At 69.5% G+C, this 26,106-nt stretch carries 20 protein-coding genes and 3 pseudogenes; 12 read left to right on the top strand and 11 right to left on the bottom strand.

Annotated elements, in window-relative coordinates; genetic code table 11:
• Window positions 1–231 precede the first annotated feature (231 nt).
• Window positions 232–1,575, top strand: a complete 1,344-nt coding sequence (gene rho, locus M2437_RS25215) for a transcription termination factor Rho (RefSeq protein ID WP_012752496.1) — start codon at window positions 232–234, stop codon at window positions 1,573–1,575.
• Window positions 1,576–1,848: 273 nt separating this feature from the next.
• A pseudogene (gene poxB, locus M2437_RS25210) lies at window positions 1,849–3,583 on the top strand (ubiquinone-dependent pyruvate dehydrogenase).
• Between the two features lie 55 nt (window positions 3,584–3,638).
• On the opposite strand, the gene M2437_RS25205 reads toward poxB, so the two are convergent.
• The 3 genes from M2437_RS25205 to M2437_RS25195 form a co-directional block, all read right to left on the bottom strand.
• Complete coding sequence (locus tag M2437_RS25205; RefSeq protein ID WP_253389012.1) at window positions 3,639–4,559, bottom strand: hypothetical protein; 921 nt, start codon at window positions 4,557–4,559, stop codon at window positions 3,639–3,641.
• A 306-nt stretch (window positions 4,560–4,865) separates the two neighbouring features.
• Window positions 4,866–5,612 (bottom strand): TerC family protein, encoded by a 747-nt coding sequence (locus M2437_RS25200; protein WP_015950472.1) that lies wholly within the window; start codon window positions 5,610–5,612, stop codon window positions 4,866–4,868.
• A gap of 16 nt (window positions 5,613–5,628) precedes the next feature.
• Window positions 5,629–6,558, bottom strand: coding sequence for a lipid kinase (locus M2437_RS25195; protein WP_015822163.1), 930 nt, complete (start codon window positions 6,556–6,558; stop codon window positions 5,629–5,631).
• Between the two features lie 815 nt (window positions 6,559–7,373).
• Here M2437_RS25195 and M2437_RS25190 point away from each other — a divergent pair.
• Window positions 7,374–7,952, top strand: a complete 579-nt coding sequence (locus M2437_RS25190; protein ID WP_499007125.1) for a hypothetical protein — start codon at window positions 7,374–7,376, stop codon at window positions 7,950–7,952.
• 310 nt (window positions 7,953–8,262) lie between these two features.
• Window positions 8,263–9,573 (top strand): thermonuclease family protein, encoded by a 1,311-nt coding sequence (locus tag M2437_RS25185; RefSeq protein WP_253389010.1) that lies wholly within the window; start codon window positions 8,263–8,265, stop codon window positions 9,571–9,573.
• A 30-nt stretch (window positions 9,574–9,603) separates the two neighbouring features.
• Here the strand turns inward: M2437_RS25185 and M2437_RS25180 are convergent, their stop codons facing one another.
• The 5 genes from M2437_RS25180 to M2437_RS25160 form a co-directional block, all read right to left on the bottom strand.
• The gene (locus tag M2437_RS25180) at window positions 9,604–10,482 is read right to left on the bottom strand and encodes an acid phosphatase (RefSeq protein WP_253389009.1); all 879 of its coding nucleotides are present in this window, start codon (window positions 10,480–10,482) and stop codon (window positions 9,604–9,606) included.
• 165 nt (window positions 10,483–10,647) lie between these two features.
• Window positions 10,648–11,526, bottom strand: a complete 879-nt coding sequence (locus M2437_RS25175; RefSeq protein WP_253389008.1) for an alpha/beta fold hydrolase — start codon at window positions 11,524–11,526, stop codon at window positions 10,648–10,650.
• The gene (dapD, locus tag M2437_RS25170; RefSeq protein WP_015822170.1) at window positions 11,526–12,368 is read right to left on the bottom strand and encodes a 2,3,4,5-tetrahydropyridine-2,6-dicarboxylate N-succinyltransferase; all 843 of its coding nucleotides are present in this window, start codon (window positions 12,366–12,368) and stop codon (window positions 11,526–11,528) included. Before dapD ends, M2437_RS25175 begins: the two co-directional genes overlap by 1 nt.
• 162 nt (window positions 12,369–12,530) lie before the next feature.
• The gene (locus M2437_RS25165) at window positions 12,531–12,998 is read right to left on the bottom strand and encodes a Crp/Fnr family transcriptional regulator (RefSeq protein WP_253389007.1); all 468 of its coding nucleotides are present in this window, start codon (window positions 12,996–12,998) and stop codon (window positions 12,531–12,533) included.
• Between the two features lie 186 nt (window positions 12,999–13,184).
• Window positions 13,185–13,871, bottom strand: a complete 687-nt coding sequence (locus tag M2437_RS25160; protein ID WP_253389006.1) for a response regulator transcription factor — start codon at window positions 13,869–13,871, stop codon at window positions 13,185–13,187.
• A gap of 290 nt (window positions 13,872–14,161) precedes the next feature.
• Here M2437_RS25160 and M2437_RS25155 point away from each other — a divergent pair, with 290 nt between their 5' ends.
• Entirely contained in the window at window positions 14,162–14,755 is a 594-nt protein-coding gene (locus M2437_RS25155; protein ID WP_253389005.1) for a L,D-transpeptidase family protein, read from the top strand.
• Between the two features lie 39 nt (window positions 14,756–14,794).
• On the opposite strand, the gene M2437_RS25150 is transcribed toward M2437_RS25155, so the two are convergent.
• Window positions 14,795–15,538: a YggS family pyridoxal phosphate-dependent enzyme gene (locus tag M2437_RS25150; protein WP_253389004.1), complete on the bottom strand. Its 744-nt coding sequence runs from the start codon at window positions 15,536–15,538 to the stop codon at window positions 14,795–14,797.
• 308 nt (window positions 15,539–15,846) lie between these two features.
• Between M2437_RS25150 and leuS the strand changes: the two genes are divergently transcribed.
• Window positions 15,847–18,474, top strand: coding sequence for a leucine--tRNA ligase (leuS, locus tag M2437_RS25145; protein ID WP_253389003.1), 2,628 nt, complete (start codon window positions 15,847–15,849; stop codon window positions 18,472–18,474).
• Between the two features lie 91 nt (window positions 18,475–18,565).
• Window positions 18,566–19,901 (top strand): annotated as a pseudogene (gene mnmE / locus M2437_RS25140) (tRNA uridine-5-carboxymethylaminomethyl(34) synthesis GTPase MnmE).
• 13 nt (window positions 19,902–19,914) lie between these two features.
• On the opposite strand, the gene M2437_RS25135 reads toward mnmE, so the two are convergent.
• Complete coding sequence (locus M2437_RS25135) at window positions 19,915–20,145, bottom strand: helix-turn-helix domain-containing protein (RefSeq protein WP_253389001.1); 231 nt, start codon at window positions 20,143–20,145, stop codon at window positions 19,915–19,917.
• A gap of 131 nt (window positions 20,146–20,276) precedes the next feature.
• Window positions 20,277–20,849: pseudogene (locus M2437_RS25130) on the bottom strand (PAS domain-containing protein); the annotation flags it as partial.
• Window positions 20,850–21,304: 455 nt separating this feature from the next.
• Between M2437_RS25130 and M2437_RS25125 the strand changes: the two are divergent.
• The 5 genes from M2437_RS25125 (at window position 21,305) to M2437_RS25105 (ending at window position 26,076) form a co-directional block, all read left to right on the top strand.
• Complete coding sequence (locus M2437_RS25125) at window positions 21,305–21,571, top strand: DUF6894 family protein (RefSeq protein WP_253389000.1); 267 nt, start codon at window positions 21,305–21,307, stop codon at window positions 21,569–21,571.
• 173 nt (window positions 21,572–21,744) lie between these two features.
• The gene (gene mnmG, locus M2437_RS25120; protein WP_253388999.1) at window positions 21,745–23,619 is read left to right on the top strand and encodes a tRNA uridine-5-carboxymethylaminomethyl(34) synthesis enzyme MnmG; all 1,875 of its coding nucleotides are present in this window, start codon (window positions 21,745–21,747) and stop codon (window positions 23,617–23,619) included.
• A gap of 34 nt (window positions 23,620–23,653) precedes the next feature.
• Window positions 23,654–24,289 carry a 16S rRNA (guanine(527)-N(7))-methyltransferase RsmG gene (gene rsmG / locus M2437_RS25115; RefSeq protein WP_253389670.1) on the top strand — a complete coding sequence of 212 codons (636 nt, stop codon included), beginning with the start codon at window positions 23,654–23,656 and terminating at the stop codon, window positions 24,287–24,289.
• Window positions 24,286–25,146, top strand: coding sequence for a ParA family protein (locus tag M2437_RS25110; RefSeq protein WP_003601462.1), 861 nt, complete (start codon window positions 24,286–24,288; stop codon window positions 25,144–25,146). Before rsmG ends, M2437_RS25110 begins: the two co-directional genes overlap by 4 nt.
• Before the next feature lie 33 nt (window positions 25,147–25,179).
• Window positions 25,180–26,076, top strand: a complete 897-nt coding sequence (locus tag M2437_RS25105; protein ID WP_253388998.1) for a ParB/RepB/Spo0J family partition protein — start codon at window positions 25,180–25,182, stop codon at window positions 26,074–26,076.
• The last annotated feature ends 30 nt before the right edge of the window (window positions 26,077–26,106 follow it).

The following is a 26,106-nucleotide window of genomic DNA, read 5'->3' as shown; positions in this document are numbered from 1 at the left end:
TTGGAAATCGGCGGGCGGGGTCTTGAGCCGGGTGGCGAAACGCGCTACTGAGCGATGCTCTCCCATTGCAGCCGTGTCGCATTCCGAGGTCTTTCTGGCCGAGCGGAACCGATGCGCGGGCCGGGCCGCGCGCCCGCGACGGCTACGGACCCCGGGGCGCTTCCCCAGCGCCCGGCTCTGCTCCCGAACCGGCCGACCATTCCCCGCCCTTCGTTGGTTGCATCTCCCCACATGACGTCACAGAACGACGCTCTCACCCCCGTTGAAGCTCCGGCCGAAGCCGTCGTCGCGCCGGCCGATCTCGTCGCCCGGCGTGAGGTGAAGCTTCAGGACCTCAAGTCCAAAACGCCGACTGAGCTCACGGCCTTCGCGGAGGAGGTCGGTGTCGAGAACGCCTCGACCATGCGCAAGCAAGAGCTGATGTTCGCGATCCTCAAGCAGCTCGCGGCCAACGAGACCGAGATCATCGGCGCCGGCACGGTCGAGGTGCTCCAGGACGGGTTCGGCTTCCTGCGCTCGCACGATTCGAACTATCTGCCGGGTCCGGACGACATCTACATCTCGCCGACCCAGATCCGCCGCTTCGGCCTGCGCACCGGCGACACCGTCGAGGGCCCGATCCGCGGCCCCAAGGACGGCGAGCGCTATTTCGCGCTGCTCAAGGTCAACACGATCAACTTCGAGAACCCGGAGAAGATCAAGCACAAGGTCCACTTCGACAACCTGACGCCGCTGTTCCCGACGCAGCGCTTCAAGCTCGAACTCGACAACCCGCCGAAAAAAGATTTCAGCCCGCGGATCATCGACATCGTCTCGCCGATCGGCAAGGGCCAGCGCGCGCTGATCGTCGCGCCGCCGCGCACCGGTAAGACCGTGCTGATGCAGAACATCGCGCAGTCGATCACGATCAACCATCCGGAATGCTACCTCATCGTGCTGCTCATCGACGAGCGCCCGGAAGAGGTGACCGACATGATCCGCTCGGTGAAGGGCGAGGTCATCGCCTCGACCTTCGACGAGCCGGCCACCCGCCACGTGCAGGTCGCCGAGATGGTGATCGAGAAGGCCAAGCGCCTGGTCGAGCACGGCCGCGACGTCGTGATCCTCCTCGACTCCATCACCCGCCTCGGCCGCGCCTACAACACGGTCGTGCCGTCCTCCGGCAAGGTGCTGACCGGCGGTGTCGATGCCAACGCCCTGCAGCGGCCCAAGCGCTTCTTCGGCGCGGCCCGCAACATCGAGGAGGGCGGCTCGCTCTCCATCATCGCGACCGCGCTGATCGACACCGGTTCGCGCATGGACGAGGTGATCTTCGAGGAGTTCAAGGGCACCGGCAACTCCGAGATCATTCTCGACCGCAAGGTCTCCGACAAGCGCATCTTCCCGGCCATCGACATCACCCGCTCCGGCACCCGTAAGGAAGAGCTGCTGGTGCCGCCGGACGCGCTCAAGAAGACCTACGTCCTGCGCCGCATCCTCAACCCGATGGGCGTCACCGACGCGATCGAGTTCCTCATGGACAAGCTGCGCCAGACGAAGAGCAACGGCGACTTCTTCGACTCGATGAACACCTAAGGCGCGACACCGCGCCGAGGCTTTATGCTGAGGGGGCCGGCCGACACGATCGGCCGGCCCCTTTTCGTTTCGGAGCGTATCGCGCGACGGAGTGGGTCGGACACGATGCGGGCCGGCCGGTGCCGACGACGTGACGATCCTGCCGGACGTGACGCTCCCGGCATGCGAAATTGTGCAGTCTTTACAAAATCTTCGATCGATCGAACCTTCGCTTGCGTGTGACGTTGGCCCGCCGTCACCGCCTTTCGAGGCGGTTCTGTTCGGAGACGGCGCATGGCAACCCGCAACGTATCGGATCTCGTGGTCGAAACGCTCCAGCAGGCGGGCGTGCGCCGCGTCTACGGCCTCGTCGGCGACAGCCTGAACGGGATCACCGAAGCGATCCGTGCCCGCGGCGTCATCGACTGGGTTCATGTCCGTCACGAGGAGGTCGCCGCCTTCGCCGCCGCCGGCGAGTCGCAGGTGACGGGCGAACTCGCGGTCTGCGCGGGCTCCTGCGGACCGGGCAACCTCCACCTCATCAACGGCCTGTTCGACGCCCACCGCACCCGCACGCCGGTCCTGGCGATCGCCGCGCATATCCCGTCGAGCGAGATCGGCCTCAACTACTTCCAGGCGACGCGGCCCGAGGAGCTGTTCCGCGATTGCAGCCATTTCTGCGAGACGGTCTCGGACCCGGAGCAATTGCCCAACGTCCTTGAAGCGGCGATCCGCTCGGCCGTCGGCAAGCGCGGCGTCGCGGTGGTGGTCATCCCCGGCAACCGTCGCGCTGAAGGAAGCGCCCAAGCGCGTCTTGTCCGCCCCCGCGACGCTGCGCCCCCGCGCACCGGTGACCGTGCCGCCCGCGGACGAACTCGACCGCTTGGCGGACCTCCTCAACGGGTCCAAGAAGATCACGCTTCTCTGCGGACGCGGCTGCGCTGGCGCGCACGCGCCGCTGATGCGGCTGGCCGAGCGTCTCAAGAGCCCTATCGTCCACGCGCTCGGCGGCAAGGAGCATGTCGAGCACGACAACCCCTACGATGTCGGCATGACCGGGCTGATCGGGTTCAGTTCGGGCTACGCGGCGATGGAAGCCTGCGAGACCCTGCTGATGCTGGGGACCGATTTCCCCTACCGCCAGTTCTACCCCGAGCACGCCAAGATCGCGCAGGTCGATCTGCGTCCGGAGAATCTGGGCAAGCGCTGCCGGCTCGAACTCGGCCTCGTCGGCGATGTCGCCGCCACCATCGACGCGCTTCTGCCGCGCCTCACCGGCAACGACAGCGGGCGCCATCTGGAGGCCAGCCTCAAGCATTACGCCAAGGCGCGCGAGGACCTCGACGATCTCGCCACCGGCAAGGCGGGGCGCAAGCCGATCCACCCGCAATACCTCACCCGGCTCCTCAGCGAGGCGGCGACCGAGAACGCGGTGTTCACAGCCGATGTCGGCACGCCCACGGTCTGGGCGGCGCGCTACCTCTCCATGACGGCCGGGCGGCGCCTGATCGGCTCCTGGGCGCACGGCTCGATGGCGAACGCCCTGCCGCACGCCATCGGTATCCAGGCGGCGAGCCCCGGCCGGCAGGTGATCTCGCTGTCGGGCGACGGCGGCTTCGCGATGCTGATGGGTGACATCCTCACCCTGACGCAGGAGCGGCTGCCGGTGAAGGTCGTCATCTACAACAACGGCACGCTGGGCTTCGTCGAGTTGGAGATGAAGGCTGCGGGCTATCTCGAGACCGGCGTCACGCTCGAAAACCCGGATTTCGCCGCCATGGCCCGCGCCATCGGCATCCATGCCCACCGGGTCGAGGATCCGGGTGACCTGGAGGGCGCGATCCAGGACGTGCTGTCCCATCCCGGCCCGGCCCTCCTCGACGTGGTGACGAACCGCCAGGAACTGGCGATGCCGCCGAAGCTCCAGGCCGAGCAGGTGAAGGGTTTCAGCCTCTACGCGCTCCAGGCCGTAATGAACGGACGCGGCGACGCGATCCTCGATCTGGCCAAGACCAACCTGCTGCGCTGAATCGGTTCATACCAAATCCGTTTGATCCCTTCGGGATGGCGGATTTGGGCTTCGCTCAGCCGCCGCGCCCGGCTTCCGCATTGAGGCCGCGCTGCGCCTTCGAGCGCAGGCGCTTGTTCTGAAAGACCAGCGTGACGGTGCCGCCGCTGCTGCGGTCCGACCAGAGATAGGTCTCGAAGGTGCCGACCCCGGGAATGTTCGCGGTGGCGTCGATGGTGCCGCGGCAGCCGAGCACGCCCTCGGCCTCGGACAGACGCATCTCGGCCTGGAGCAGATCGAAGGTGCCGAGGCTGACCGGGCACGGGGTCCGCTCCCTCGGCGGCCGGTGCGCGGCGATCGACGCCGTCGCGAGGCGAGGCGGCTCGCCCGCCGCCGCATCGGCGGCCAGCGGCTGTGCGTTCCAGGTCCGGTCGGGCGGCGCGTCATCTCGCGCATCGGAGGAGGCCGCCGGCACGGCGGCGAGCGCGCGTGGCGCTTCCGCCTGCGGGGCGCCGCCCCGCAGGGCTGGGATGAAGGCCGGGCCCTGTCGGAGCTGGGCGGGTCCGCTCGGGGCGCCATCGCGACCGGCCCCGTGCGAGGCCCGCTCCTCGCTCGGCTCGACGGGTGCGCGGGCGTGCCCGACGACGATGGCCCGGCGCAGGGCCGTCTCCAGGCCGCGCAGGTCGCGGGTGAGGCGTTCGCTCAGGCCGGTGCGGGCCGATCCGGATCTGGTCTCGCAGGCCGCGAAGACGGAGACCGCGTCGCGGATCTCGTCCTCGGTCCACTGCCCGGCCGGCTTGCCGAACAGGTCGGCCTCATCTTGCGACACGGCCTGTGCCGAGGCCACGCCGAGCCGCCCGAGCCTCTCCTCCGCAAGGACGCGGTGCACGCCGCAGCCGCCGGCTGCCGCGAGGGCTGCGCGGAACGGCGAGGGTGCGGCGGCAAGGGAGGATCCGCACGCGGCGGCAAGCAGGGCCGGTGCGAGAAGGAAGCGCATGGGGGCAGTCGCCTGGGTTCAGGTCATACTGCTTAGACGCGCGGTGCGGCGTGAACGGACCCTTACCCGGCAAGCCGGGGCCACCGGGCTTCGGCCGCTATGCCTTACGATTCGTTGACCATCTCGTTCGGATCGACCGCACGTGACCCAAATGGAAACAGGTTCTGCGAGCGAGCCCGTCCCGGAAACAGGCTCGCTTTTTTATCATTTGCCGGGGCTCGCTGGGCCAGGGGCGACGGCCCACACGGAAATGGTGTGAAGGCCCCCGGCCGGTCCCTGTGGTTTTCACGGGAAAACTGCCGCGCTTCAGGCCCCGCTCGTCGGCGTCTTCGCCCGCCTGCGGCGGCGGGCCGCCATGTTGAGGCCTTCCACGCCGGCCGAGAACGCCATCGCGGTGTAGATGTAGCCCTTCGGCACATGCGCCCCGAAGCCTTCGGCGAGCAGCGTCATGCCGATCATGATGAGGAAGCCGAGCGCCAGCATCACCACGGTGGGGTTGGCGGCGATGAAGCGCGACAGCGGGTCCGCGGCGATCAGCATCACGGTCACGGCGGCCACGACGGCGATCACCATGATCGGCACGTGCTCGGTCATGCCGACGGCGGTGATGATCGAATCGATCGAGAAGACGAGGTCGAGCACCAGGATCTGGCCGATGGCCGAGCCGAAGGTGAGCGCCGCCCGGCTGCCAGGCTTCTCCTCCGGGCTCGGATCGACGCTGTGGTGGATCTCCTTGGTCGCCTTCCACAGCAGGAACAGGCCTCCGGCGATGAGGATCAGGTCGCGCCAGGAGAAGCTCTTGCCCAGCACCGCGAAGACCGGCTCGGTCAGGTGGACGATCCACGCCACCGTGCCGAGCAGCGCCAGCCGGAGGATCAGCGCGAGGCCGATGCCCAAGCGCCGCGCCCGGCTCCGCTCGGCCTCGGGCAGCTTGTTGGTGACGATCGAGATGAAGATCAGGTTGTCGATGCCGAGAACGACTTCCATCACCACGAGGGTCGCCAGCGCTGCCCAGGCAGTGGGATCGGCGGCGAGGTGAAGCAGGCTGTCCACGGGCGGGTCCGGAGGTTCAGAAGGGAAGAGGGAAGCGGCTCGTGCTGCCGGGCGCGGCGTCCAGCGGCGCGAGAACGCGCACCGCCTTCGGCATCACCTTGAAATGGGCCGGGGTCCAAGTGGTCAACTCGCCGTCGGTGTTGACCGCCCGCGGCTTGCGGGTCGTTAGCATCAGTTCCGTGGTCTCGAACGCACGCACATCCGCCGCCTTGCCATGGGTCCCGCGGCGCAGGGCCGGCAGCAGCGCGATCAGCCGCCACCAATGGGCGACTTCCAGGCTGTAGAAATCGAGCCGTCCGTCATCGACGGTGGCGTCCTCCTGCACGGTCATGCCACCGCCGTAATGGCGCCCGTTGCCGACCGAAGCCTGGATGGTCGTCACCTTCTCGGTGCGGCCGTCATGCTCGATCGTCACGGTGAAGGGCCGGGCGCGGCGCAGGAGCCGGAAAGCGGCAATGGCGTAGCCGACCGTGCCCCAGGTCTTCTTGGCCTCCGCCGTCAGTTCGCTGGCGAGATCAGCGGAAAAGCCGACGCTCGCCACGTTGAAATAATAGTGCCCGTTGACCCAGCCGAGGTCGATCGCCTTCTCCGGCGCCGTCGGGATCACGTGGGCGGCCGGCTCCGGCTCGAGGGGCAGACCCAGGGAGCGGGCGAGGTCGTTGGCGGTGCCGAGGGGCAGGATGCCGAAGGGCAGCCCCGTCTCGACCAGGGCCGGCGCCGCCGCGTTCATGGTGCCGTCGCCGCCCCCGAGGATCACCAGATCGACGGAGGACGCATGCCGCCCGATCACTTCCTTGCAATCGGCGCTGCCCTCCGGCTCGATGAGATCGAGACCCCCCTCGCGCAGGATCGTGCGGATCGCATCCAGTGGCGCGGACCCGCTGCGGGCCTTGGCGTTCACGAGAAGGAGCGCGCGGCGCTTCCCGGTCTCCGAAGTCGCGCTCAAGCAGCCGCTCCGCTCGCAGAGGAACGGAACAGGAAAACCAGCATGGCCGGCACAGGACTATCCTTGCACGCTTCCGCGCCGCGTTCGCGCCAGCGGTGAAAGAATCCGACATCACGGTCGACGCCTCGACCGTCAGAGGGGCCCGGACCCGTCCTCAGCGATCCCACCCGGTGCTTGGCACCGGGCGCGCTCGGCCTGCTGCCTTCGCGCGCAGGACGAGCCGGGATCGTTACGCTCAAGGTGGGCACTTCCCGCGCGATGGCAAGAGTCCGGGGCAAGAGTGCGGGGCAAGGGCGCGTGGCAAGAGCGCGGCTTCGTGAGCTCTGACGCGGGAAGCTTGGACAGCGGGGGTAACGGGCCTTCCGGGGCCGGCACCGGTCGCACGGGTGCCCGACTCGGTGTAGGCACGGACCCGGTGGCAGAAAGGCGTGGAACCGTAGCGGTGCCGCCACGCGTTCCGTCTCACCGACCGCCTTCCGCGGAGTGCCGGCCGCCGTCACCCATCCGAGGTGAGCGCCGACGGTGACCCGGCCTTCCGCGAGGCATCTTCAGGCCTGCTCGCCCGATCGGTCCCGTCATGCGCCCCGTGCTGTTTCTGACCCTTCTCCTCTCCTCGGTCTGCGCGGCGGGAGGCGCCCTGGCCCAGCAGGGATCGAACTGGATCGACCCACCCGCCAAATCCGGCGCCGCCCCTGCCGGCGGCGAGCGGGCGAAACCGGCGGCCAAAGCCGCTCCCCGGTTCGAGGTCGAACCGGAAGCGAGGACCCGTTCGCGCCGCGGCCGCCGCCCCCTCCCCTGCCCCCGTCCGTTGGGACATGCAGCGCCAGGACCGCACCCGCGCCGCCGAGATGCGCCGCGCCCGCCGGGCCGCCATCCACGAGCGGGCGCGCGAAGAGCGTTACGGACACACCGCCCGGATCCACCGCCCGACCCCGCTGCCTCCCCCGCCGCCGGCCGCGAACCTGGCCCGCGCCGAGCCGGATCCGCGCTTCTCCGATTGGGCCGTGGCGGCGCGTCGCCTGAGCCTCGGCTATCTCGACAGCGTGTCGGCGCCCAACGGCGTGATGCTGTCCGCCGCGCCCCGCTTCTACGGCAGCACGGTGCGCTTCCACGGCCGTGTCATGAGCACTAACGCGCTCCTGGCCGAGAAGCAGCGTTTCGCGCAACGCTGGCCCGAGCGGCGCTACGAGCCGCACGGGGAACCGCGGATCGCCTGCGACGGAGCCAGCGCCACCTGCCTCGTGCGCATCGTCCATGATTTCACGGCGGCCAGTCCGTCGCGCGGCGCGCGTTCGCAGGGTGTCGCCGAACTCACGCTGACGGTGAGCTTTGCCGGGGGCGCACCGGTCATCGTGTCCGAGGCGAGCCGCGTCCTGAGCCGGGCGGGGGCCTGACGGCCGGAGCTCAGAATCCATGGCTTGAAGCGGCGCCAGCAGCTTCGCGGCGCGAAGAGCGCCGCGCGGAGCGGGCTTTTGGGGGCGTGAGCCCCGGAAAGCATCTAGCGGAGCGGAAGCCTGAGCCCGCGGAGGCGGGCGCCGGCGATTGAGGCCGGGTCGGAAACAGGATGATCGCTTCAAGCGATCATCCTCCGGGATCAGCCGTCGCATCGACCGGATACTCCGGCCGGTCCATGCTGTAGAAGCAGCCGACGGGCGCCGCCGTGAGGGGCGCCCCGGCGACGATCGAGAACAGGGCATCGCACGCGTGAAGGGATCGGCAAAGGCTGCAGGCCGGAGCAAGGACGAGACGACGGCCCCGCCGGAGGCGCCGGTTTCCGAGGATGACCGCCGGATCCGCGCGCTGATCCTGGCCGAGCTCGACCGGCGCGGCGCGCGGCCGGTGGCACGCCGGACGCTGGCCTTGATCGCCGAGGGCTTCGTCGAGCCCGCCGACGGCGTGCCCGGCTACCGGATCGTCGATCGAACCGGCACGGTGCGCCTGCGGGGCGAGGCGGGTGCCGGCGTGCCGCTGACCCTGCACGACCTCGTCGATGAGCTTCGTGAGCAGCACGCGCCGCTGTTTCTCCCCCCTGCCCCCGAACCGGAGCCGGAACCCGCCCGCGACACCATCGCCGACGTGCGGGCCGCGGGCGCCCGCTTCGTGGAGACGCAGTCGGCGCTGGCGCGCTCCCTGGCGAACACCTCCGCCGAGCGCAGCCGGGCGCTCGCTAGCGCCGCGAGCGAGACCGTCGAGGGCTGGCGCAGCCGGCTCGCCGAGCGGCTGAAGGCCCGCCCGAGGCCCGCTCCGGTCAGCGCCTCCCTCGATCCGGCCGAGTCCGGGCCGAACGCGGCGGAGCGCCTGGCCGAGGCGCGCGCCCGCGTCGGAGACGGCTGGCGGCGCGTGGCCGGTGGGATTCAGCCCCGCCAGACGGCGACCCGGATTCGCGACCGCGCGGAGGATGCCTTCGCCGCCGGCAGCCGCCGGCCGGTTCTGCTGATGGCATTCGGCGCCCTGGCCGGTGCGGGCCTCGTCGCGGCGCTCTCCCTGAGCGGACGCGACACGGAGCAATCCGGCCGCCCTACTCAGCAGACCGCGGAAACGCAGGCCCCGCAGACGCCGCTGTCCGGCTCGCCGCCGCCCGCGGATCGCGTCCCGGCGGCAGAGGAGCCAGCGCCCGACGCACCGCCCGCGGACGCGCCGGGGACTACGGCCGAGCGTCCGTCCGAGCCGGAGGCGCCGCGCAAGGGTGGCAACGGCGCCAATGCCATCGTCGGCGTTCCGGAAGTGATCGACACGGCGACATTGCGGGTCGGCGGCAAGGTCGTGCGCCTGTTCGGCGTCGAGTGGGTCCGTGGCGGCCAGTCCGACGAACTGAGCAAGTATCTTCGCAAGCGCTCGGTGACCTGCCAGCCCGCGCCCGGCAGCAGCGCACATATCTGCACTGTCGAGGGCCGTGACCTCTCCGAGGTGGTGCTGTTCAACGGCGGCGGCCGCGCCTCGTCGGAGGCGACGCCGGATCTCGCGGCGGCCGAGGACCACGCCCGCACCGAGCGGCTGGGCGTCTGGAAGCGGTGAGGCGTCGGGGCCGGGCCTATCCCGGCTTCTTCAGAGCAAGGGCTGGCGCGCGGCCGCATCCTCGCGGGCACAGAGCGCGGGATCAGGCTTCGCCCCCTCCCCGCTCAGCGCGCGTTTGAGGTCGGTCCGGGCGCGCTCGAGATCGGTGCGGAAGCCGGGATCGGCGAGCAGCACGGCGACCAGCGCCGAGGCGCCGGTTCGGGCAGCCTCGATATCGCTGAGCCAGTGGACCCCACACACGACCCGGCTCTCGCCGTAGAGCCGGCTTCGCACCAGAAACTGCGTCGCCTTCTCCGGCATCAGGTTCGCCATGATCAGCCCGTAGGCCCATCCCTGGCTGGCATGACCGGAGGGATAGCTGAAGCTGTCGGCGAGTTCGGCCGTGCGGGCGACGCAGATCGGCAAATCGTTGCCGACGAAGGGGCGCAGGCGACGGTAGCGCCGCTTGGCCACGCGGGTGGCGCGGGCGATGTCGATCCGGGCCCGATCGAGGAGCCGCATCAGGTCCGGCACGCTCGCTTGATCGATGCGCTGGCCGAGGACGCAGGCATAGTCCTGCAGAAGCGCGGCGCCGCCATCGGCGACGTCGTCGGTGGCGAGCGCCCAGCGCGGGCTGCCCTGGAAGGCACGGGTCGCGTTGTAGACCGCCCGGTCCGCCGCCTCCGCCGCCGAGTGGCCCGCGGGGGGCGGCGGCAGGATCGCCACGAGGTTCGGCGTCGCCTCCTCGCTGAGATAGCCCTTCGGGGCCGCGGCCGCGAGCTTGTCCTTCTCCAGCGAGGGGGCGGAGGTCGCCGGGCCGCCCGGTGCCGTCGGCTCGGCCCTGACGGGGGCGATTTGGATTGGCTGAGCAGCCAGGATCAGCGTCAGCAGGGCGGCCAAGCGCACCGGCGCACGGGTCGGGCGGGTCATCGGGGGAGGAGCTTTCAGGCGCCGGGGCTGAACGGATCGTGGCGGAGGCCAGGAGCGGGCGTCAGTTTCAGACTGATGCTTCCGGCCTGTCTAGGAGGGACGTGCGACGGATGCGTCACAGTCCCAATCCGCTGTCAGACCGGTCCGCTTTTTCGGGGCCTGCTTTCAGGGCGCCCGAATCGCGGCGGCGACGTCGCGGAAAAACTCCTCGTGGGCACTCAGCGCCCCCGGTACGGTGAGGGCCGAGACGCGGCCCGTGCCGATCAAGGCTTCCATCTCGGCGCCCGAGCGGCGGGGCGCCTTCTCCGGGCGCAGCACCCGCACGGGCGGCAGGCCGTCGCCGAACGAAGCCAGGAATTCCTCGCGCGACGAGGCCGGATCGAGGCCGCCCGTCACGAAGGCCGCCGTGCCGAACCGGCCTCGGCTCTGGCGGGTGATGCGGTGCTTGGCCGAGATCACGGCCGGGGTGACATGCGCCGGCTCGGCATAGACGTGGGCGCGCATCATCCGCCCGATGATCGGCGGGCTGATGTTGATCCGGTAGAGCGCCTCGCCGAGGAGCGGCATCTCGACCGCGCGGCGGATCCGGCCGAACCACGCGGCGCGCTCCGGCCCCATCGCCGTCGGCAGCGGCCCGCGCCAGGTCGGCGCCACGAGCACGAGCCGTTCGAAGACACCGGGATGGCGGCGCGCGGCTGCGACGAGGTAGGGGGCGGCATGGCCCGCGGCAACGCCGAGCGCGTAGGGGCCGGGGGCAGCCGCCAGCAGCGCGTCGAGGAAGGCGTGGAGGTTCGCCGGATTGAGCGGCAGCCGCGCCCGCGGATGCGCCCCGAAGCCCGGCCAGTCGGGCACGAGGCAGCGATAGGTCGCGCTGAGTTCGCGGGCGAGCGGCAGCATCTCCTCGCGTGCCGAGATCGAGGAGAGGGCGGGCAGGAGCAGCGCGTCGGCGCCCTCCCCGATCACGGCACAGGGCGTCGCCACCCGGTGCCCTGCGACGGTGAGATCGAGGGTGCGGGTGGCGGCCGATGCGGCGGCAGACGCCATCAGGTCCGCAGCAGCTCGTTGATGCCGGTCTTGGCGCGGGTGCCGGCATCGACGCGCTTGACGATCACGGCGCAGTAGAGGCCGGGGCCGGGGGTGCCGTCGGGCAGCGGCTTGCCGGGCGTCGTGCCCGACACCACCACGGAGTAGGGCGGCACGCGGCCGTAGAAGGTCTCGCCCGTGGTGCGGTCGATGATCCGGGTCGAGGCACCGATATAGACGCCCATCGACAGGACCGAGCCCTCACCGATGATCACGCCCTCGGCGACCTCGGCGCGGGCGCCGACGAAGCAGTTGTCCTCGATGATGACCGGGTTGGCCTGGAGCGGCTCCAGCACGCCGGCGATGCCGGCCCCACCCGAGATGTGACAGTTCTTGCCGACCTGCGCGCAGGAGCCGATCGTCACCCAGGTATCGACCATGGTGCCCTCGCCGACATGGGCGCCGAGGTTGATGAAGCTCGGCATCAGCACCGCGCCCGGCGCGATGTAGGAGCCGCGGCGCACGAAGCAGCCCGGCACGGCGCGGAAGCCGGCGGCGCGGAACTCGGCCTCGCCCCAGTTGGCGAACTTCGAGGGCACCTTGTCCCACCACGCGGAGGAGCCGGGTCCGCCCTCGATCGGCACCATGTCGTTGAGGCGGAAGGAGAGCAGCACCGCCTTCTTGAGCCACTGGTTGACCTGCCAGGAATCGCCCGCCTTTTCCGCGACGCGGGCCTGACCGGAATCGAGCAGGTTCAGCGCCTCGTCCACCGCCTCGCGCACGGCGCCGGTGGTCGCGGTCGAGATGCCGGCGCGCTCCTCCCAGGCGGCTTCGATGGTCTTTTCGAGATCGGCGTGTGACATCGGGGTTTTCCGGACTGAAGTGCATTCCGACGAAGCGGCAAACGGTTCGTCGAGAGAATGTACGTTGACACGAGAACCGAGAGACGTCGGCCGATGCGATCGGGCCGGCGTCTCGCGTTCGGCGCGAAAGGTGGTCGTGCTTACAAAAGCCGCCCGGTCCTGTCACCGTTTGCGTGGCGCGAGGCCCACAAGCCGCTCGCGCACGCCGGACAGGCCCTGCACGAGATCGAGCAGCTCCTCGGCCATGCCATCACGGATCGCCGCCGCCGCGTCGGGAAATTCGCGCAGGACGCGGCTCATCACCGAGGGCGTCACGCGCATCACTTCGGACGGCTCGACCGCGCGCGCATCCGCCGGCCGCTCGACCTGGCGGAAGAGGGCATTGCGCCCAATGACCCCGGAGCGGGCAACCGTGACCGGCTCCGCACCGGACCGCAGGGGGACGAGGGCGATGGTGCCGGACATGACGACGTAGCCGCCGTCGGACGGCTCGCCGCGGGCGAACAGCAGGTCGCCCTCCCCCAGGAGGCGGCGCTCGCCGGCAAAGCAGAGCAGGCGCAGGGCGTCGCGCCCGAACAGCTCGAACACGGGGGCCGCGGCGAGGATCGCGATGTCGTCGTCGAGCCCCAACGCCTCTCCGCCCCTTGGCCGCGATACGCTACGCCTTTTGCATCGCCTCGCTTCCGAAAGCCGGCGACCACCTTTCGGGACGATGCTTGACGGTCCGGGCGCAAGCTTAACCGATGCCGAGGCAACGCGATACGCTGCCCGGCCGCGGGCTGTGCGGGACGGTGGATACCGGTGCCGGATCGGTCCTCAGGGCAGCAGCTTGTAGCCGCCGCCTTCGGTGACGAGGATCGCGGCGACCGCCGGGTTCGGCTCGATCTTCTGGCGCAGCCGGTAGATATGCGTTTCGAGGGTGTGGGTGGTGACGTGGGCGTTGTAGCCCCAGACCTCGGCGAGCAGCGTATCGCGCCCGACCACCTCGCGGCCCGCCCGGTAGAGGTAGCGCAGAATCGCCGTCTCCTTCTCGGTGAGCTTCAGCTTGGAGCCGCGCTCGCCGACCAGCAGCTTGGCACCGGGCCGGAAGGTGTAGGGGCCGATGCGGAACACCGCATCCTCGCTCGCCTCATGCTGGCGCAGCTGCACCCGGATGCGGGCGAGCAGCACGGCGAACTTGAACGGCTTGACCACGTAATCGTTGGCGCCCGCCTCCAGGCCCTCGACCATGTCGTCGTCGGATTCCTGCGCGGTCAGCATGATGATCGGGCCGCGATAGCCGTTGCGGCGCAGGGTCCGCACCGCCTCGCGCCCGTCCATGTCCGGCAGCGCGACATCCATCACCACGAGATCGACCGGCTCCTGCGTGACGCGGTTCAGCGCCCCGGTCGCCGTCGGCTCGCCGATGACGGAGAATTCGTCGTAGGCGTCGATCTGTTCCGTCAATGCCTCACGCAGGGCGTCGTCGTCGTCACAGACGAGGATGCAATAGGGGTTGGACATCGACGCAGCGGCTCTCAACAAGCTTTCCGGACACCTGGACGTCGCACAGAGATCACGCAGGCGGCCAAGACAATTTCATCACGGCACGCCGATCCGAATAGGCATATGGCCCATTGGCTGGCCGCGGACGGAACCCATACGGTGCCGCCTGACGACAAACCTAGTTCGTTTTGCGCGCCGGGAAATCCAGATTGCGCGCTTATGCAGAATTTTCGCCATCTTCCACCTTTCTCTGCCGCGACATGACGTCAGGCCGGGCAAAGCTCGGAGCAAGCTGGGACAAACTGGCAATGCGGCGCGCTCAAGTTGCAAAGCAGACCGGGGCTGCGACTTCAGCAAAGGGAAGGCCGTCCGGCGCCCTTGGCCTGCTGCGGGTGCGCCCGCTGCCGGGTGATCCGACCCGCGGCACGCTGATCGCGGGCGGGGTCGTGATCCCCTGTGCCCTCGGGCGCTCCGGCATCACGACGCAGAAGCGGGAAGGGGACGGGGCCTCGCCGCGCGGCATCTTTCGCCTGCGCGGCGGGTTCTATCGGCCCGACCGCTTCCCCGTCCGCCCCGTCAGTGCGCTCCCCTTGCGACCCACGCGACGGGACGACGGATGGTGCGACGCGCCCCAGGATCGCCGCTACAACCGGCCGATCCGGCTGCCGAGCACGGCGGCGAGCGCCGAGCAGCTCTGGCGCGACGACGGGCTCTACGACCTCGTGATCGACCTCGATTACAACCGCGGTCCGATCCGTCCGGGCCGGGGCTCGGCGATCTTCCTGCACATCGCCCGCAGCGGCTACCGGCCGACGGAAGGCTGCGTCGCCCTGAAACCCGCCGACCTGCTGCGCCTGCTCCGCCGCCTCGGGCCGGGAACGCGGATGAAGATTGGACGATGATCGGTCGTTAACCGGCTCATCGATAGTGCGGGCAGCCGTTCAAGCTCGCTTCGTCCGCCGGCCGAAGATGGCCGTGCCGACACGGACATGGGTGGCGCCCATCTGGATCGCCGCCGGAAAATCCGCGCTCATGCCCATCGACAGGATCGGCAGGCCGTGGCGCTCGGCGATGCGGGCCAGCAGGGCGAAATGAGGGGAGGGCGGGTCTTCGGCCGGCGGGATGCACATCAGGCCGTGGATCGCGAGATTATGGGTCTCGCGGCATTCCGAGAGCAGGACATCGACCTGATCGGGGGAGACGCCCGCCTTCTGCGTCTCGTCGCCGGTATTGACCTGGATCAGGAGCTTGGGCGCCCGGCCGCTCCGCTCGATCTCCTTGGCGAGCGCTGCGGCGAGCGACAGCCGGTCGAGGGAATGGATCACGTCGAACAGCTCGACCGCTTCGCGCGCCTTGTTCGACTGGAGCGGGCCGACGAGGTGCAACTCGACATCCGGAAACCGCTCACGCAGGGCCGGCCACTTAGCCTTCGATTCCTGCACGTAGTTCTCGCCGAAGATCCGCTGGCCGGCCTCCAAAGCCGGCAGGATGCCCTCGGCCGGTACCGTCTTCGAGACGGCGACGAGGTGGATGCTGGCGGGATCGCGCTCGTTGTCCTCGGCGGCCCGGCGGATGCTCGCGCGCACCTCCGCGAGCCCGGCAGCGACATCGGCCTCGCCGACCGGCGGCTTGGCGTCCAGGGTCTGATCCGAGATCTGATCCGGGGTCTGGCTCTCATCCATCATGGGCCCTCCTTGCGGCGGTGCAGACGCGACTTCAAGGGTCGTGGCGTGTTTCCCTGCTTCGCGCCCGCGATATCCTGGCCTCTCCCGATTCGAACGGAGAAGCCCCGCCGATGTTCGATACGCCCACCGACGCCTAGGCCCAACGCGCGCAGGCGCCGCTCCGATCGCGTGGTGGCTGTCTATCAGCAGATCTGAACCGCGCCGAGCGTTGACCCTTGACCGCACGGATATGCTAGGTGCCGGGCTTCGGGCCCCGCGACACCGTTGCGTGCGGCCCACTCCCTTTTCCGCTGATCCCGGCGCTCCCGATGACCGATTCCGCACAGCCCTCCCCGACCGCGCAGGAGCGCCACCAAGAGCGCTACAACGCCAAGGACGCCGAGCCGCGCTGGCAGCAGGCCTGGGACGCGGCCAAGCTGTTCGAGACGAAGAACGACGATCCCCGCCCGAAATACTACGTGCTGGAGATGTTCCCCTACCCGTCGGGGCGCATCCATATCGGCCACGTGCGCAACTACGCGATGGGCGACGTGGTGGCCCGCTACAAGCGTGCCAAGGGCCACAACGTGTTGCACCCGATGGGCTGGGACGCCTTCGGCCTGCCGGCCGAGAACGCTGCCATGGAGCGCAAGGTCAACCCGCGGGAGTGGACCTACGCCAACATCGCCACCATGCGCGGGCAGCTCCAGAGCATGGGCCTGTCGCTGGACTGGAGCCGGGAGATCGCGACCTGCGATCCCGACTACTACAAGCATCAGCAGCGCATGTTCCTCGACTTCCTGGGCAAGGGGCTCGTCACCCGCCGCACGGCGAAGGTGAACTGGGATCCGGTCGATCATACCGTGCTTGCCAACGAGCAGGTGATCGACGGGCGCGGCTGGCGCTCGGGCGCGCTCGTCGAGCAGCGCGAGCTGACCCAGTGGTTCTTCAAGATCACCGATTTCGCGCAGGATCTGCACGACGCCCTCGACGGCCTGGAGCGTTGGCCGGAGAAGGTCCGGCTGATGCAGCGCAACTGGATCGGCCGCTCGGAGGGGCTGGAGGTGCGCTTCGCCCTCGCCGCGCCGTTCGCCGGCACGGACGAGGTGACGGTCTACACCACCCGCCCCGACACGCTGTTCGGCGCCAAGTTCCTGGCGATCTCCGTCGATCACCCGCTCGCCCGGGCCTTGGCCGAATCCGGCCCGAAGGCCGCGGAGTTGCAAGCCTTCGCCGAGGAGTGCCGCCGCATCGGCACCGCGCAGGAGGCGATCGATACGGCGGAAAAGCTCGGGTTCGACACCGGGCTCACGGTGCGCCACCCGCTCGATCCGTCCTGGGAGCTGCCGGTCTTCGTCGCGAACTTCGTGCTGATGGAGTACGGCACCGGCGCCGTGTTCGGCTGCCCGGCCCACGACCAGCGCGATCTCGACTTCGCCAACAAGTACGGGCTCGGCAACACGCCGGTGGTCTGCCCCGAGGGGCAGGACCCGGACGCCTTCATCATCACCGACACCGCCTATGACGGTGACGGGCGGATGATCCATTCGCGCTTCCTCGACGGCATGACCACCGACGACGCGTTCAAGGCCGTCGCCGACCGCCTCGAGGGCGAGACGCTGGGCAACGCGCCGGTCGCCCGCCGGAAGGTGCAGTTCCGCCTTCGCGATTGGGGCGTGTCGCGCCAGCGCTACTGGGGTTGCCCGATCCCGATTATCCATTGCGAGGCCTGCGGCCCGGTGCCGGTGCCGGTGGAAGACCTGCCGGTGAAGCTGCCGGACGAGGTCTCGTTCGACCAGCCCGGCAATCCGCTGGAGCGGGATCAAGCGTGGCGTCAGGTGCCGTGCCCGCGCTGCGGCGCGGCAGCCCGGCGCGAGACCGACACGATGGACACCTTCGTCGATTCGTCCTGGTACTACGCCCGCTTCACCGCGCCCTGGCTCGCCGACGCCCCGACCGACCGTAAGACGGTCGATCACTGGCTCGCCGTCGACCAGTATATCGGCGGCGTCGAGCACGCGATCCTGCACCTGCTCTACTCACGCTTCTTCATGCGGGCGATGCAGGCGACGGGCTGGTCCGGCGTGTCCGAGCCGTTCGCGGGCCTGTTCACGCAGGGCATGGTTGTCCACGAGACCTACAAGGATGCAGCCGGCGCTTGGACGCCGCCCGCCGAGATTCGCTTCGAGACGCAAGACGGAGCGCGCAAGGCATTTCACGTGAAAACCGGCGAGCCGATCGAGATCGGCCCGACCGAGAAGATGTCGAAGTCGAAGAAGAACGTCGTCGACCCCGACGACATCATCGCCAGCTACGGCGCCGATACCGCCCGCTGGTTCATGCTCTCCGACTCGCCGCCCGAGCGTGATGTGATCTGGACCGAAGAAGGCGTGCAGGGTGCGGCCCGCTTCGTGCAGCGCGTCTGGCGCCTTGTCCACGGCGCGACGGCCGCGAACGGGCCCGGCGGCACCGCTGACGCTCCCTTGCGCAAGGCCGCCCACAAGGCGCTCGCCGCCGTCGGCGAGGATATCGAGCGCCTGCGCTTCAACCGCTGCGTGGCCCACATCTACACCCTGGCCAACGCCCTCGACGAGGGCCTGCGCGGAGGTGCCTCGAAGGCCGCGGCGGGTGAGGCGGCCCGCATCCTCGTGCAGCTCATCGCACCGATGATGCCGCATCTCGCCGAGGAATCCTGGCGCGTGCTGGGCGGGCAGGGGCTCGTCGCGGAGACGGCTTGGCCGGTGGCCGATCAGGCGCTGCTGGTCGAGGACGAGATCACCCTTCCGGTCCAGATCAACGGCAAGAAGCGGGCGGACGTGACCGTTCCGCGCGACGCGGACGCCAAGGCCGTCGAGGCGGCGACGCTGGCGCTGGAACCGGTGCAGCGCGCTCTCGAAGGCCGGGCCCCGCGCAAGGTCATCGTCGTGCCGGGGCGGATCGTGAATCTGGTGGTTTGACCGGCCCCTCGCATCAACAGGTCTCGCGGCGGCCGCGTCCCTCCTCTCCGCACGAGGAATGGGGCGCGGCAGCGGGACAGCGTTCAGCACCATGCCCCCACCCCTACCCGACCGCGACGACACCATCTTCGCCCCGGCGAGCGGCTTCGGCCGTGCGGCGGTGACGGTGGTGCGCATCAGCGGGCCGGCGGCGGGGGCGGCACTCGACCTTCTGGCCGGCGGACGCCCGGAGCCGCGCCGTCTCTCCCTGCGCCGCCTGCGCGACCCTGACTCCCGCGACATCCTCGATCAGGCCCTGGTCGCATGGCTGCCGGGCCCTGCCACGGCCACCGGCGAGGACATGGCCGAGCTGCATCTGCATGGGGGCCTCGCCGTGCGGTCCGCGGTGCTGCGGGCGCTCGGACGCGTACCGGGTTGCCGGCCGGCGGAAGCCGGGGCGTTCAGCCGCCGCGCCTTCCTCAACGGCCGCATCGACCTGACCGAGGCGGAGGGCATCGCCGACCTCATCGACGCCGAGACCGAAGCGCAGCGTGTCCAGGCCCTGCGTCAGCTCGACGGCGCCCTCGGCCGTCAAGTCGCCGCATGGCGCGAGACCGGCATCGATCTGCTCGCCGGAGCGGAGGCAGCCCTCGATTTTGCCGATGAAGGCGATGTCGATGACGCCGGCCTCGACGCCGCCCTATCCGGCCGCGCCACCGCCCTGCGCGATGCGATCCAAGACGCGCTGGCCGACGGGCGCCGGGGCGAGCGCCTGCGCGAGGGTTTTTGCGTCGTGCTGGCGGGCGCTCCCAATGCCGGAAAATCGACCCTGCTCAATGCGCTGAGCGGGCGCGACGCGGCCATCGTTTCCGACATTCCCGGGCACCACCCGCGATGCCATCGAGGTGCGCTGCGATCTCGGCGGGCTGCCGGTCGTATTGGTCGATACCGCGGGCCTGCGCGAGACGGCTGATGCGATAGAGGCGGAGGGCGTCAAGCGCACGCAAAGCCGGATCCGCAGTGCTGACCTCGTGCTCCATCTCGTGCCGGCGGACGGCAAGGCCGACGCCGGGCGGTTTGCGGACGTCCCCGTCCTTCTCGTTCGCACGAAAACCGACCTCGCGCCGGAGGTGCCGGGGGAGGGCGGCCTCGCCATCTCCGCCGTCACGGGGGCCGGACTCGACGCGCTGTTGGATGCGATCCAGGCCGCGGCCCAAACGGCCTTCGGTCAGGGCGGCGCCCTCGTCACCCGTGAGCGTCATCGCGAGGCTTTGTCCCGGGCCGCGGCTCATCTCGACCGCGTCGCCACCGCATCGGCCGGCTTCCCGCCGGAACTGGTGGCGGAGGACCTCCGGCTCGCCGTCCGGGCGCTGGGCGAGGTCGGGGGGCATGTCGGCGTCGAGGAGATGCTGGACCGCCTCTTCGCCGGCTTCTGCATCGGCAAATAAGGGACGACAGGGCTCAGCGCCGGAACAGCGCGATCCGGTTGCCCTCGACGATCTGGAAGCCGATCCCGCCCTTCTGAAGCGCGGCGACGGCCCTCTCATGGCTGTGGGCGCGACGCCCGCCGGCATTCTCTTCGAGGCGGCGGACGGTGGCGAAGGACAGCCCGCCCGCCTGAGCCAGATCCTGCATCGACCAGCCGAGCAGCGCCCGCGCCGCCCGCAAATGGCTGCCATCGATGCCCTGCACCAGCCCTCGACGCACCGGATCGGTAATAGGAGCCTTGGGGCCACTGAGCCGCGATGCGTAGGTCGCCAGGTCTCGGTGCGCCCCGTGGCGTCGCGAACAGGGGTGTAGAGGAAACGGAACGCGCCCTGGTCGCCATCCGCCAAGAGCAGGCGCTTCGAGACCTCGAACGACTTCCCCTCGGCGATCATGGCCTGAATGTGAGCCCGCATGCGGGCGCGGTCGTCGGGGGCGACGATCCGGTCGCAATCGGCCCTGAACACCTCCGCGCTCACACCGGTCAGACTGAGGATCTCGGGCGATGCCGTCCGCTGCCCGCCGACATAGAGCGCGGCATTGGACCAGGATTGCAGCACCTCGAACAGAGCCCATTGGCGACGGCGCTCCATGCGCAACGCCGCCGCCATCTGCTCGCGATCCGTCACATCCAGCACGATGCCGGCCGCCGCGCGCGGGCGGCCTTCGGGCGTGTGATAGACGGTGCCCTGAAGGTTCAGGATCCGCAGGGCCCCGTCGGAGCGCAGCACACGGACCGTGTGCGTGCCGAGCAAACCGTCACGTCTGACGTCATCCGCTCGCTCGAGCCGGTCCTGATCCTCCGGGTGTACGAACTGGATCAGCCGTTCATAGCTCGGTGTGACCTCGCCGACCTCGAGTCCGAGCAGGCGGAAGAGGCCGGGCGACCAAACATTGGTCCCCCGTTGCAAGCGTCCAGCCCCAGCTCCCGGTGAGGCCGAGACCTTCCAGAAGCCGCAGGAAGTCGGACGAGGTGAAGCTGAGATCCGCTGCGTTCATCGATGGGTCGATGCCGGAAGGCTGCGCGATACGGAAGGGCCTGAACGATTTTTGCTCACCTCTCACCGGGGAACCGGGCTGATCTGCGAGAACCGCCCCCTATCCCGACCGACGGACTGAATGCTCGTCCCCGCATATCTTGATTTTGCGCAACTTTATTGCCGGCGATACGCGGCGAACTATTTTGCTTAAGTGCTGTAACATATTATTCCAATCGTGAGAGAAATAGACCAGTTTATGGAGGTGCATAGATTGTCATCGCGCCATATGAGCATAAAATGCTCAAAAAAATGTCGAGCAGAGTCTTTATTCGCGTTGAGCCATCAGGCATCATTGCTTGTCTTTAGGCTCAATGACCGAATGCGACATGCCAAGGTACTTCTTCAACGTGCACGACGGCCTCGGCATCGTGGATGACGACGGGGTCGAATGCGTCGATCTGGAAGCGGCCCTGCGCGCAGCCGTCCACTTTGCCGGTTCGCTGCTCAAGGAATCGGGCCATCGGTTGACCCTGGGGGATACGTGGTCCCTGGAAGTGATCGAAGAGGCGACGTCCTCGGCCTTCCGCATCGATCTCCAGATACGCCCCTCCCTTGCCTCGACCGTCTCGGAGCCATCCCGGTCGGCCGCCTGACCTGAACCGCGCAAAGCGCTTCGCCGGCCATCAGGCTTGAGCGGCAACCGGAGCGTTTTGCAGGACCGACATCGGAAAAGCGGGCAGGGCCGAAGGCTCCGAGCCCTCGCCAAACCGGGCGATGAGGCGGGTCTGCGTTGACCTCGCTGATGGCGCGCGCATAAGCACGGGTCATGCACGCCCATTCTTTCAGTTACGACGTCATCGTCGTCGGCGGCGGCCATGCCGGCGTCGAGGCGGCCGCGGCAGCCGCGCGCGTCGGCGCCCGCACCGCTTTGGTGACGCACCGGGCGGCCACCATCGGCGCGATGTCGTGCAACCCGGCCATCGGCGGCCTCGGCAAGGGCCATCTCGTGCGCGAGGTGGACGCCCTCGACGGGCTGATGGGCCATGTCGCGGACGCCGCCGGCATCCAGTTCCGCCTGCTCAATCGCCGCAAGGGCCCGGCCGTGCGCGGCCCGCGCACCCAGGCCGACCGGGCGCTCTACGCCCGAGCCATGCAGGCAGCGGTCGCGGAGACCCCGGAACTCACCGTGATCGAGGGCGAGGCCGACGACCTGACCCTGCGTTCGGGCCGTATCGCAGGCGTGATGCTGGCGGACGGGCGCGCGCTCACCGCCGCGGCCGTCGTCATCACCACGGGCACGTTCCTGCGCGGCCTCATCCATATCGGCGAGCGGCAGATCCCCGCCGGTCGCGTCGGCGAAGAGCCCGCCGTGGGGCTGGCGCGCACGCTCGACCGGCACGGCTTCCGCCTTGGCCGCCTGAAGACCGGCACGCCGCCGCGCCTCGACGGACGCACGATCGATTGGGCCGCGCTGGAGATGCAGCACGCGGATGCGGAGCCCGTGCCGTTCTCGACCCTGACCGAGCGGATCACCACGCCGCAGATCGCCTGCGGCATCACCCGCACGACCCAGGCGGTTCATGACCTGATCCGGGCCAACCTCCACCGCTCGCCGATGTATTCCGGTGGCATCAGCAGCCGCGGCCCGCGCTACTGTCCCTCGATCGAGGACAAGGTCGTGCGCTTCGGCGACCGCGAGGGCCACCAGATCTTCCTGGAGCCGGAGGGGCTCGACGATCCGACCGTCTACCCGAACGGCATCTCGACGGCGCTTCCCGAGGAGGTTCAAGCCGGCATCATCGCCGCCATCCCCGGGCTGGAGCGCACCCGCATCCTGCGTCCCGGCTACGCCATCGAGTACGATTACGTCGATCCCCGCGAACTCGACGCGACGCTCCAGACCAAGCGTCTGCCCGGCCTGTTCCTGGCGGGCCAGATCAACGGCACCACCGGATACGAGGAGGCGGCAGGGCAGGGGCTCGTCGCCGGCCTCAACGCGGCCCGGCTGGCGGGCGGCTCCGATCTCGCGATCTTCGACCGGGCCGCATCCTATCTCGGCGTGATGATCGATGACCTCGTCACCCACGGTGTGAGCGAGCCCTACCGCATGTTCACCTCACGCTCGGAGTACCGCCTGAGCCTGCGCGTCGACAATGCCGACGAGCGCCTCACGCCCCGCGGCGCGGCTCTCGGCTGTGTCGGCTCGGCTCGGGCCGCGCATTTCGCAGCGTCCCAGGCCGGTTTGTCCGAGGCACGCGCCCGGCTCGATACCCTGAGCCTCACCCCGAATGAAGCGGCCCAGCACGGCCTTGCCCTCAACCATGACGGCCTGCGCCGCAGCGCCTTCCAGATCCTGTCCTATCCGGAAATCGGCTGGGACCGGCTTGCGGCGGTCTGGCCCGAACTGGCAGCGGTGCCGCCGCGGGTCGCGGAGCGCCTCCGGACTGACGCGACCTACGCCGTCTATCTCAATCGGCAACAGGCCGACATCACGGCCTTCCGCCGCGACGAGGCGGTGCGCCTGCCGACCTCCCTCGATTACGGCGCCATCGCCGGCCTTTCCAACGAGATGCGGGTGAAGCTCGATGGCGTACGCCCGGCCACTTTGGGGCAGGCCGCGCGCATCGAGGGCGTGACACCAGCCGCCCTGACCCTGCTCGCTGCCCATGCCCGCCGGGGCCGGGTTCAGGCCCCGGCATGAGAAGGCCGGCCTGCCCCGATCCGAGGACGGCAGAATGAGCACTGATCTGCGCACACGCGTCCTCAGCGAGCATCATGTTTCACGTGAAACAGCCGCGTCTCTTGATCTCTACGTTGCACAGCTCACCCGCTGGCAGACCGTCAAAAACCTCGTCGGCCCGGCAACGCTGAAAGAGGTCTGGCACCGGCACATCGCCGACGCACTCCAGCTTCTCAGCATCGCCCCTGAGGCGACCCGCTGGCTCGATCTCGGATCGGGTGCCGGCATCCCCGGTCTCATCCTCGCCATTGCCGGCAAGGAACGGCCGGGCTTTCACGTCCGCCTGATCGAGAGTAACGCGCGCAAATGCGCCTTCCTCTCCGAGACCGCCCGGCTCACCGGCGCAGCGGTAACCGTCCACAATGCGCGCATCGAGGCGGTGATCGGCACCCTCACCGATACCGAAATCGTCTGCGCCCGTGCCCTCGCCCCGCTCTCGCAACTGCTCACCTGGACCGAACCTTTGTTGACAAGCGGCACCATCGGGCTGTTTCCGAAGGGACGTGATGCAGCCACGGAATTGACCGAGGCCGAGGATGAGTGGACATTCACCCGCGACCTGATTCCGAGCCGCACCGACTCGCAGGCACGGATCGTGCGCGTCACGTCGCTTTCCCGCGTGGACCCATGACCGACTCATCCACGGCCTCACCGGCGCAGGTTGCTCCTGCTCATCCCAAACCGCTGCGCGTGCTTGCGCTCGCCAACCAGAAGGGCGGTGTCGGCAAAACCACGACGGCGATCAATCTCGGCACGGCGCTGGCCGCCATTGGCGAGCAGGTTCTGGTGATCGACCTCGATCCGCAGGGCAACGCCTCGACCGGACTCGGCATCGATCGCCGCCGTCGCAAGGTCTCGACCTATCATGTCATGGCCGGCGAAGCCCCGCTGGTGGACGCGATCACGCCGACTGCGGTGCCGCGCCTCTCGGTCGCCCCCTCGACGATGGATCTGCTCGGCCTCGAACTCGAACTGGCGAGCGCCTCCGACCGGGCCCACCGCCTGCGCAACATCCTGCGCGACCTCACCATGCCGGAGGGGATCGAACCGATCAGCTACGTGCTGATCGACTGCCCGCCCTCGCTCAACCTGCTCACCATCAACGCGCTCGCCGCCGCCGACGCGGTGATGGTGCCGCTGCAATGCGAGTTCTTCGCCCTCGAAGGGCTGAGCCAGTTGCTGCGCACCGTCGAGCAGGTTCGCGGAGCGCTGAACCCCAAGCTCCAGATCCAGGGCGTCGTGCTGACGATGTACGACCCGCGCAACAATCTCTCGACCCAGGTGGTCGCCGACGTCCGCGGCTTCATGGGCGACAAGGTCTACGAGACGATGATCCCGCGCAACGTGCGCGTCTCGGAGGCGCCCTCGCACGGCAAGCCGGTGCTGCTCTACGATCTCAAATGCGCCGGCTCGCAGGCCTATCTGCGGCTCGCTTCCGAAGTGATCCAACGCGAGGGCCGGGCGCCCCCGCCCGCCGCAGCCGCCTAAGTCTTTTGAAAGTTTGGAGTTTCGATCGTGGCAATGGCGGATGATACGGCGCGCCCGCGGCTCGGCCGCGGCCTTGCGGCGCTGATCGGCGACTTTTCCGACGACGCGCCGGAGGAGGCGGCCCGCACCACCGGACATGCGCAGCGCAAGGTGGCGGTGGAGTTCCTGCGCCCGAACCCGCGCAACCCGCGCCGCCGCTTCTCGGAGCCGGAGCTCGACGAGCTGGCGGCCTCGATCCGCCAGCGCGGCGTGATCCAGCCGATCGTCGTGCGTGCGCTCTCGGGTGTACCCGGCACCTTCGAGATCGTCGCCGGCGAGCGGCGCTGGCGCGCGGCCCAGCGGGCGGGCCTCAACGAGGTGCCGGTGGTGGTGGTCGAGATCGACGACCGCACCTCGCTCGAATACGCGATCCTCGAGAACGTCCAGCGGGCCGACCTGAACGCCATCGAGGAGGCGTCGGGCTACGAGCGGCTGATGGGCGAGTTCAAATACACCCAGGCCGAGCTGGCCGACCTGCTCGGCAAGAGCCGCAGCCATCTCGCCAACACCCTGCGCCTGCTCCAGCTTCCTCCCGCGATTCAGGACCGGGTGATCGCCAGCGAGATCACCGCCGGCCATGCCCGCGCGCTTCTCTCCGTGCGCGATCCCGAAGCGGTGGCCCGCCGGATCGTGGCCGAGGGGCTGTCGGTGCGTGAGGTCGAGGCGCTGGCCGCGGCAGAGGCCCCGCAGGACGACACGCCGCGCCCCGGCCGTCCGCGCCGCTCCGCCGAGGGCGACGCCGCCCTGCGTTCGCTGGAAGACGTGCTCGGCCGGGCGCTGGGCTACAGCGTGGCGGTGAAGGCCAAGGCGAGCGGGGAGGGCGAGATCCGCATCCGCTACACCAGCGCCGAGGAGCGCGACGCGCTCTGTCGCAAGCTCGGCGGAGCCTGAGGGGCTAAACCGCCGCTCTCACGAAGCGAG

Source organism: Methylorubrum pseudosasae, assembly GCF_029504475.1.
Lineage (GTDB): Bacteria > Pseudomonadota > Alphaproteobacteria > Rhizobiales > Beijerinckiaceae > Methylobacterium > Methylobacterium extorquens.
The sequence above is the reverse complement of the archived record's forward strand: the minus strand, read 5'-3'. Positions and strand labels throughout refer to the sequence as shown.

Excerpts from the sequence above, each read along its gene's own strand:
- rho (WP_012752496.1), top strand. The coding sequence starts at position 232 with ATGACGTCACAGAACGACGCTCTCACCCCCGTTGAAGCTCCGGCCGAA.
- M2437_RS25205 (WP_253389012.1), bottom strand. The coding sequence starts at position 4,559 with ATGCGCTTCCTTCTCGCACCGGCCCTGCTTGCCGCCGCGTGCGGATCC.
- M2437_RS25190 (WP_499007125.1), top strand. The coding sequence starts at position 7,374 with ATGCAGCGCCAGGACCGCACCCGCGCCGCCGAGATGCGCCGCGCCCGC.
- M2437_RS25180 (WP_253389009.1), bottom strand. The coding sequence starts at position 10,482 with ATGACCCGCCCGACCCGTGCGCCGGTGCGCTTGGCCGCCCTGCTGACG.
- M2437_RS25175 (WP_253389008.1), bottom strand. The coding sequence starts at position 11,526 with ATGGCGTCTGCCGCCGCATCGGCCGCCACCCGCACCCTCGATCTCACC.
- dapD (WP_015822170.1), bottom strand. The coding sequence starts at position 12,368 with ATGTCACACGCCGATCTCGAAAAGACCATCGAAGCCGCCTGGGAGGAG.
- M2437_RS25160 (WP_253389006.1), bottom strand. The coding sequence starts at position 13,871 with ATGTCCAACCCCTATTGCATCCTCGTCTGTGACGACGACGACGCCCTG.
- M2437_RS25155 (WP_253389005.1), top strand. The coding sequence starts at position 14,162 with ATGCGGCGCGCTCAAGTTGCAAAGCAGACCGGGGCTGCGACTTCAGCA.
- M2437_RS25150 (WP_253389004.1), bottom strand. The coding sequence starts at position 15,538 with ATGATGGATGAGAGCCAGACCCCGGATCAGATCTCGGATCAGACCCTG.
- leuS (WP_253389003.1), top strand. The coding sequence starts at position 15,847 with ATGACCGATTCCGCACAGCCCTCCCCGACCGCGCAGGAGCGCCACCAA.
- M2437_RS25125 (WP_253389000.1), top strand. The coding sequence starts at position 21,305 with ATGCCAAGGTACTTCTTCAACGTGCACGACGGCCTCGGCATCGTGGAT.
- mnmG (WP_253388999.1), top strand. The coding sequence starts at position 21,745 with ATGCACGCCCATTCTTTCAGTTACGACGTCATCGTCGTCGGCGGCGGC.
- rsmG (WP_253389670.1), top strand. The coding sequence starts at position 23,654 with ATGAGCACTGATCTGCGCACACGCGTCCTCAGCGAGCATCATGTTTCA.
- M2437_RS25110 (WP_003601462.1), top strand. The coding sequence starts at position 24,286 with ATGACCGACTCATCCACGGCCTCACCGGCGCAGGTTGCTCCTGCTCAT.
- M2437_RS25105 (WP_253388998.1), top strand. The coding sequence starts at position 25,180 with ATGGCGGATGATACGGCGCGCCCGCGGCTCGGCCGCGGCCTTGCGGCG.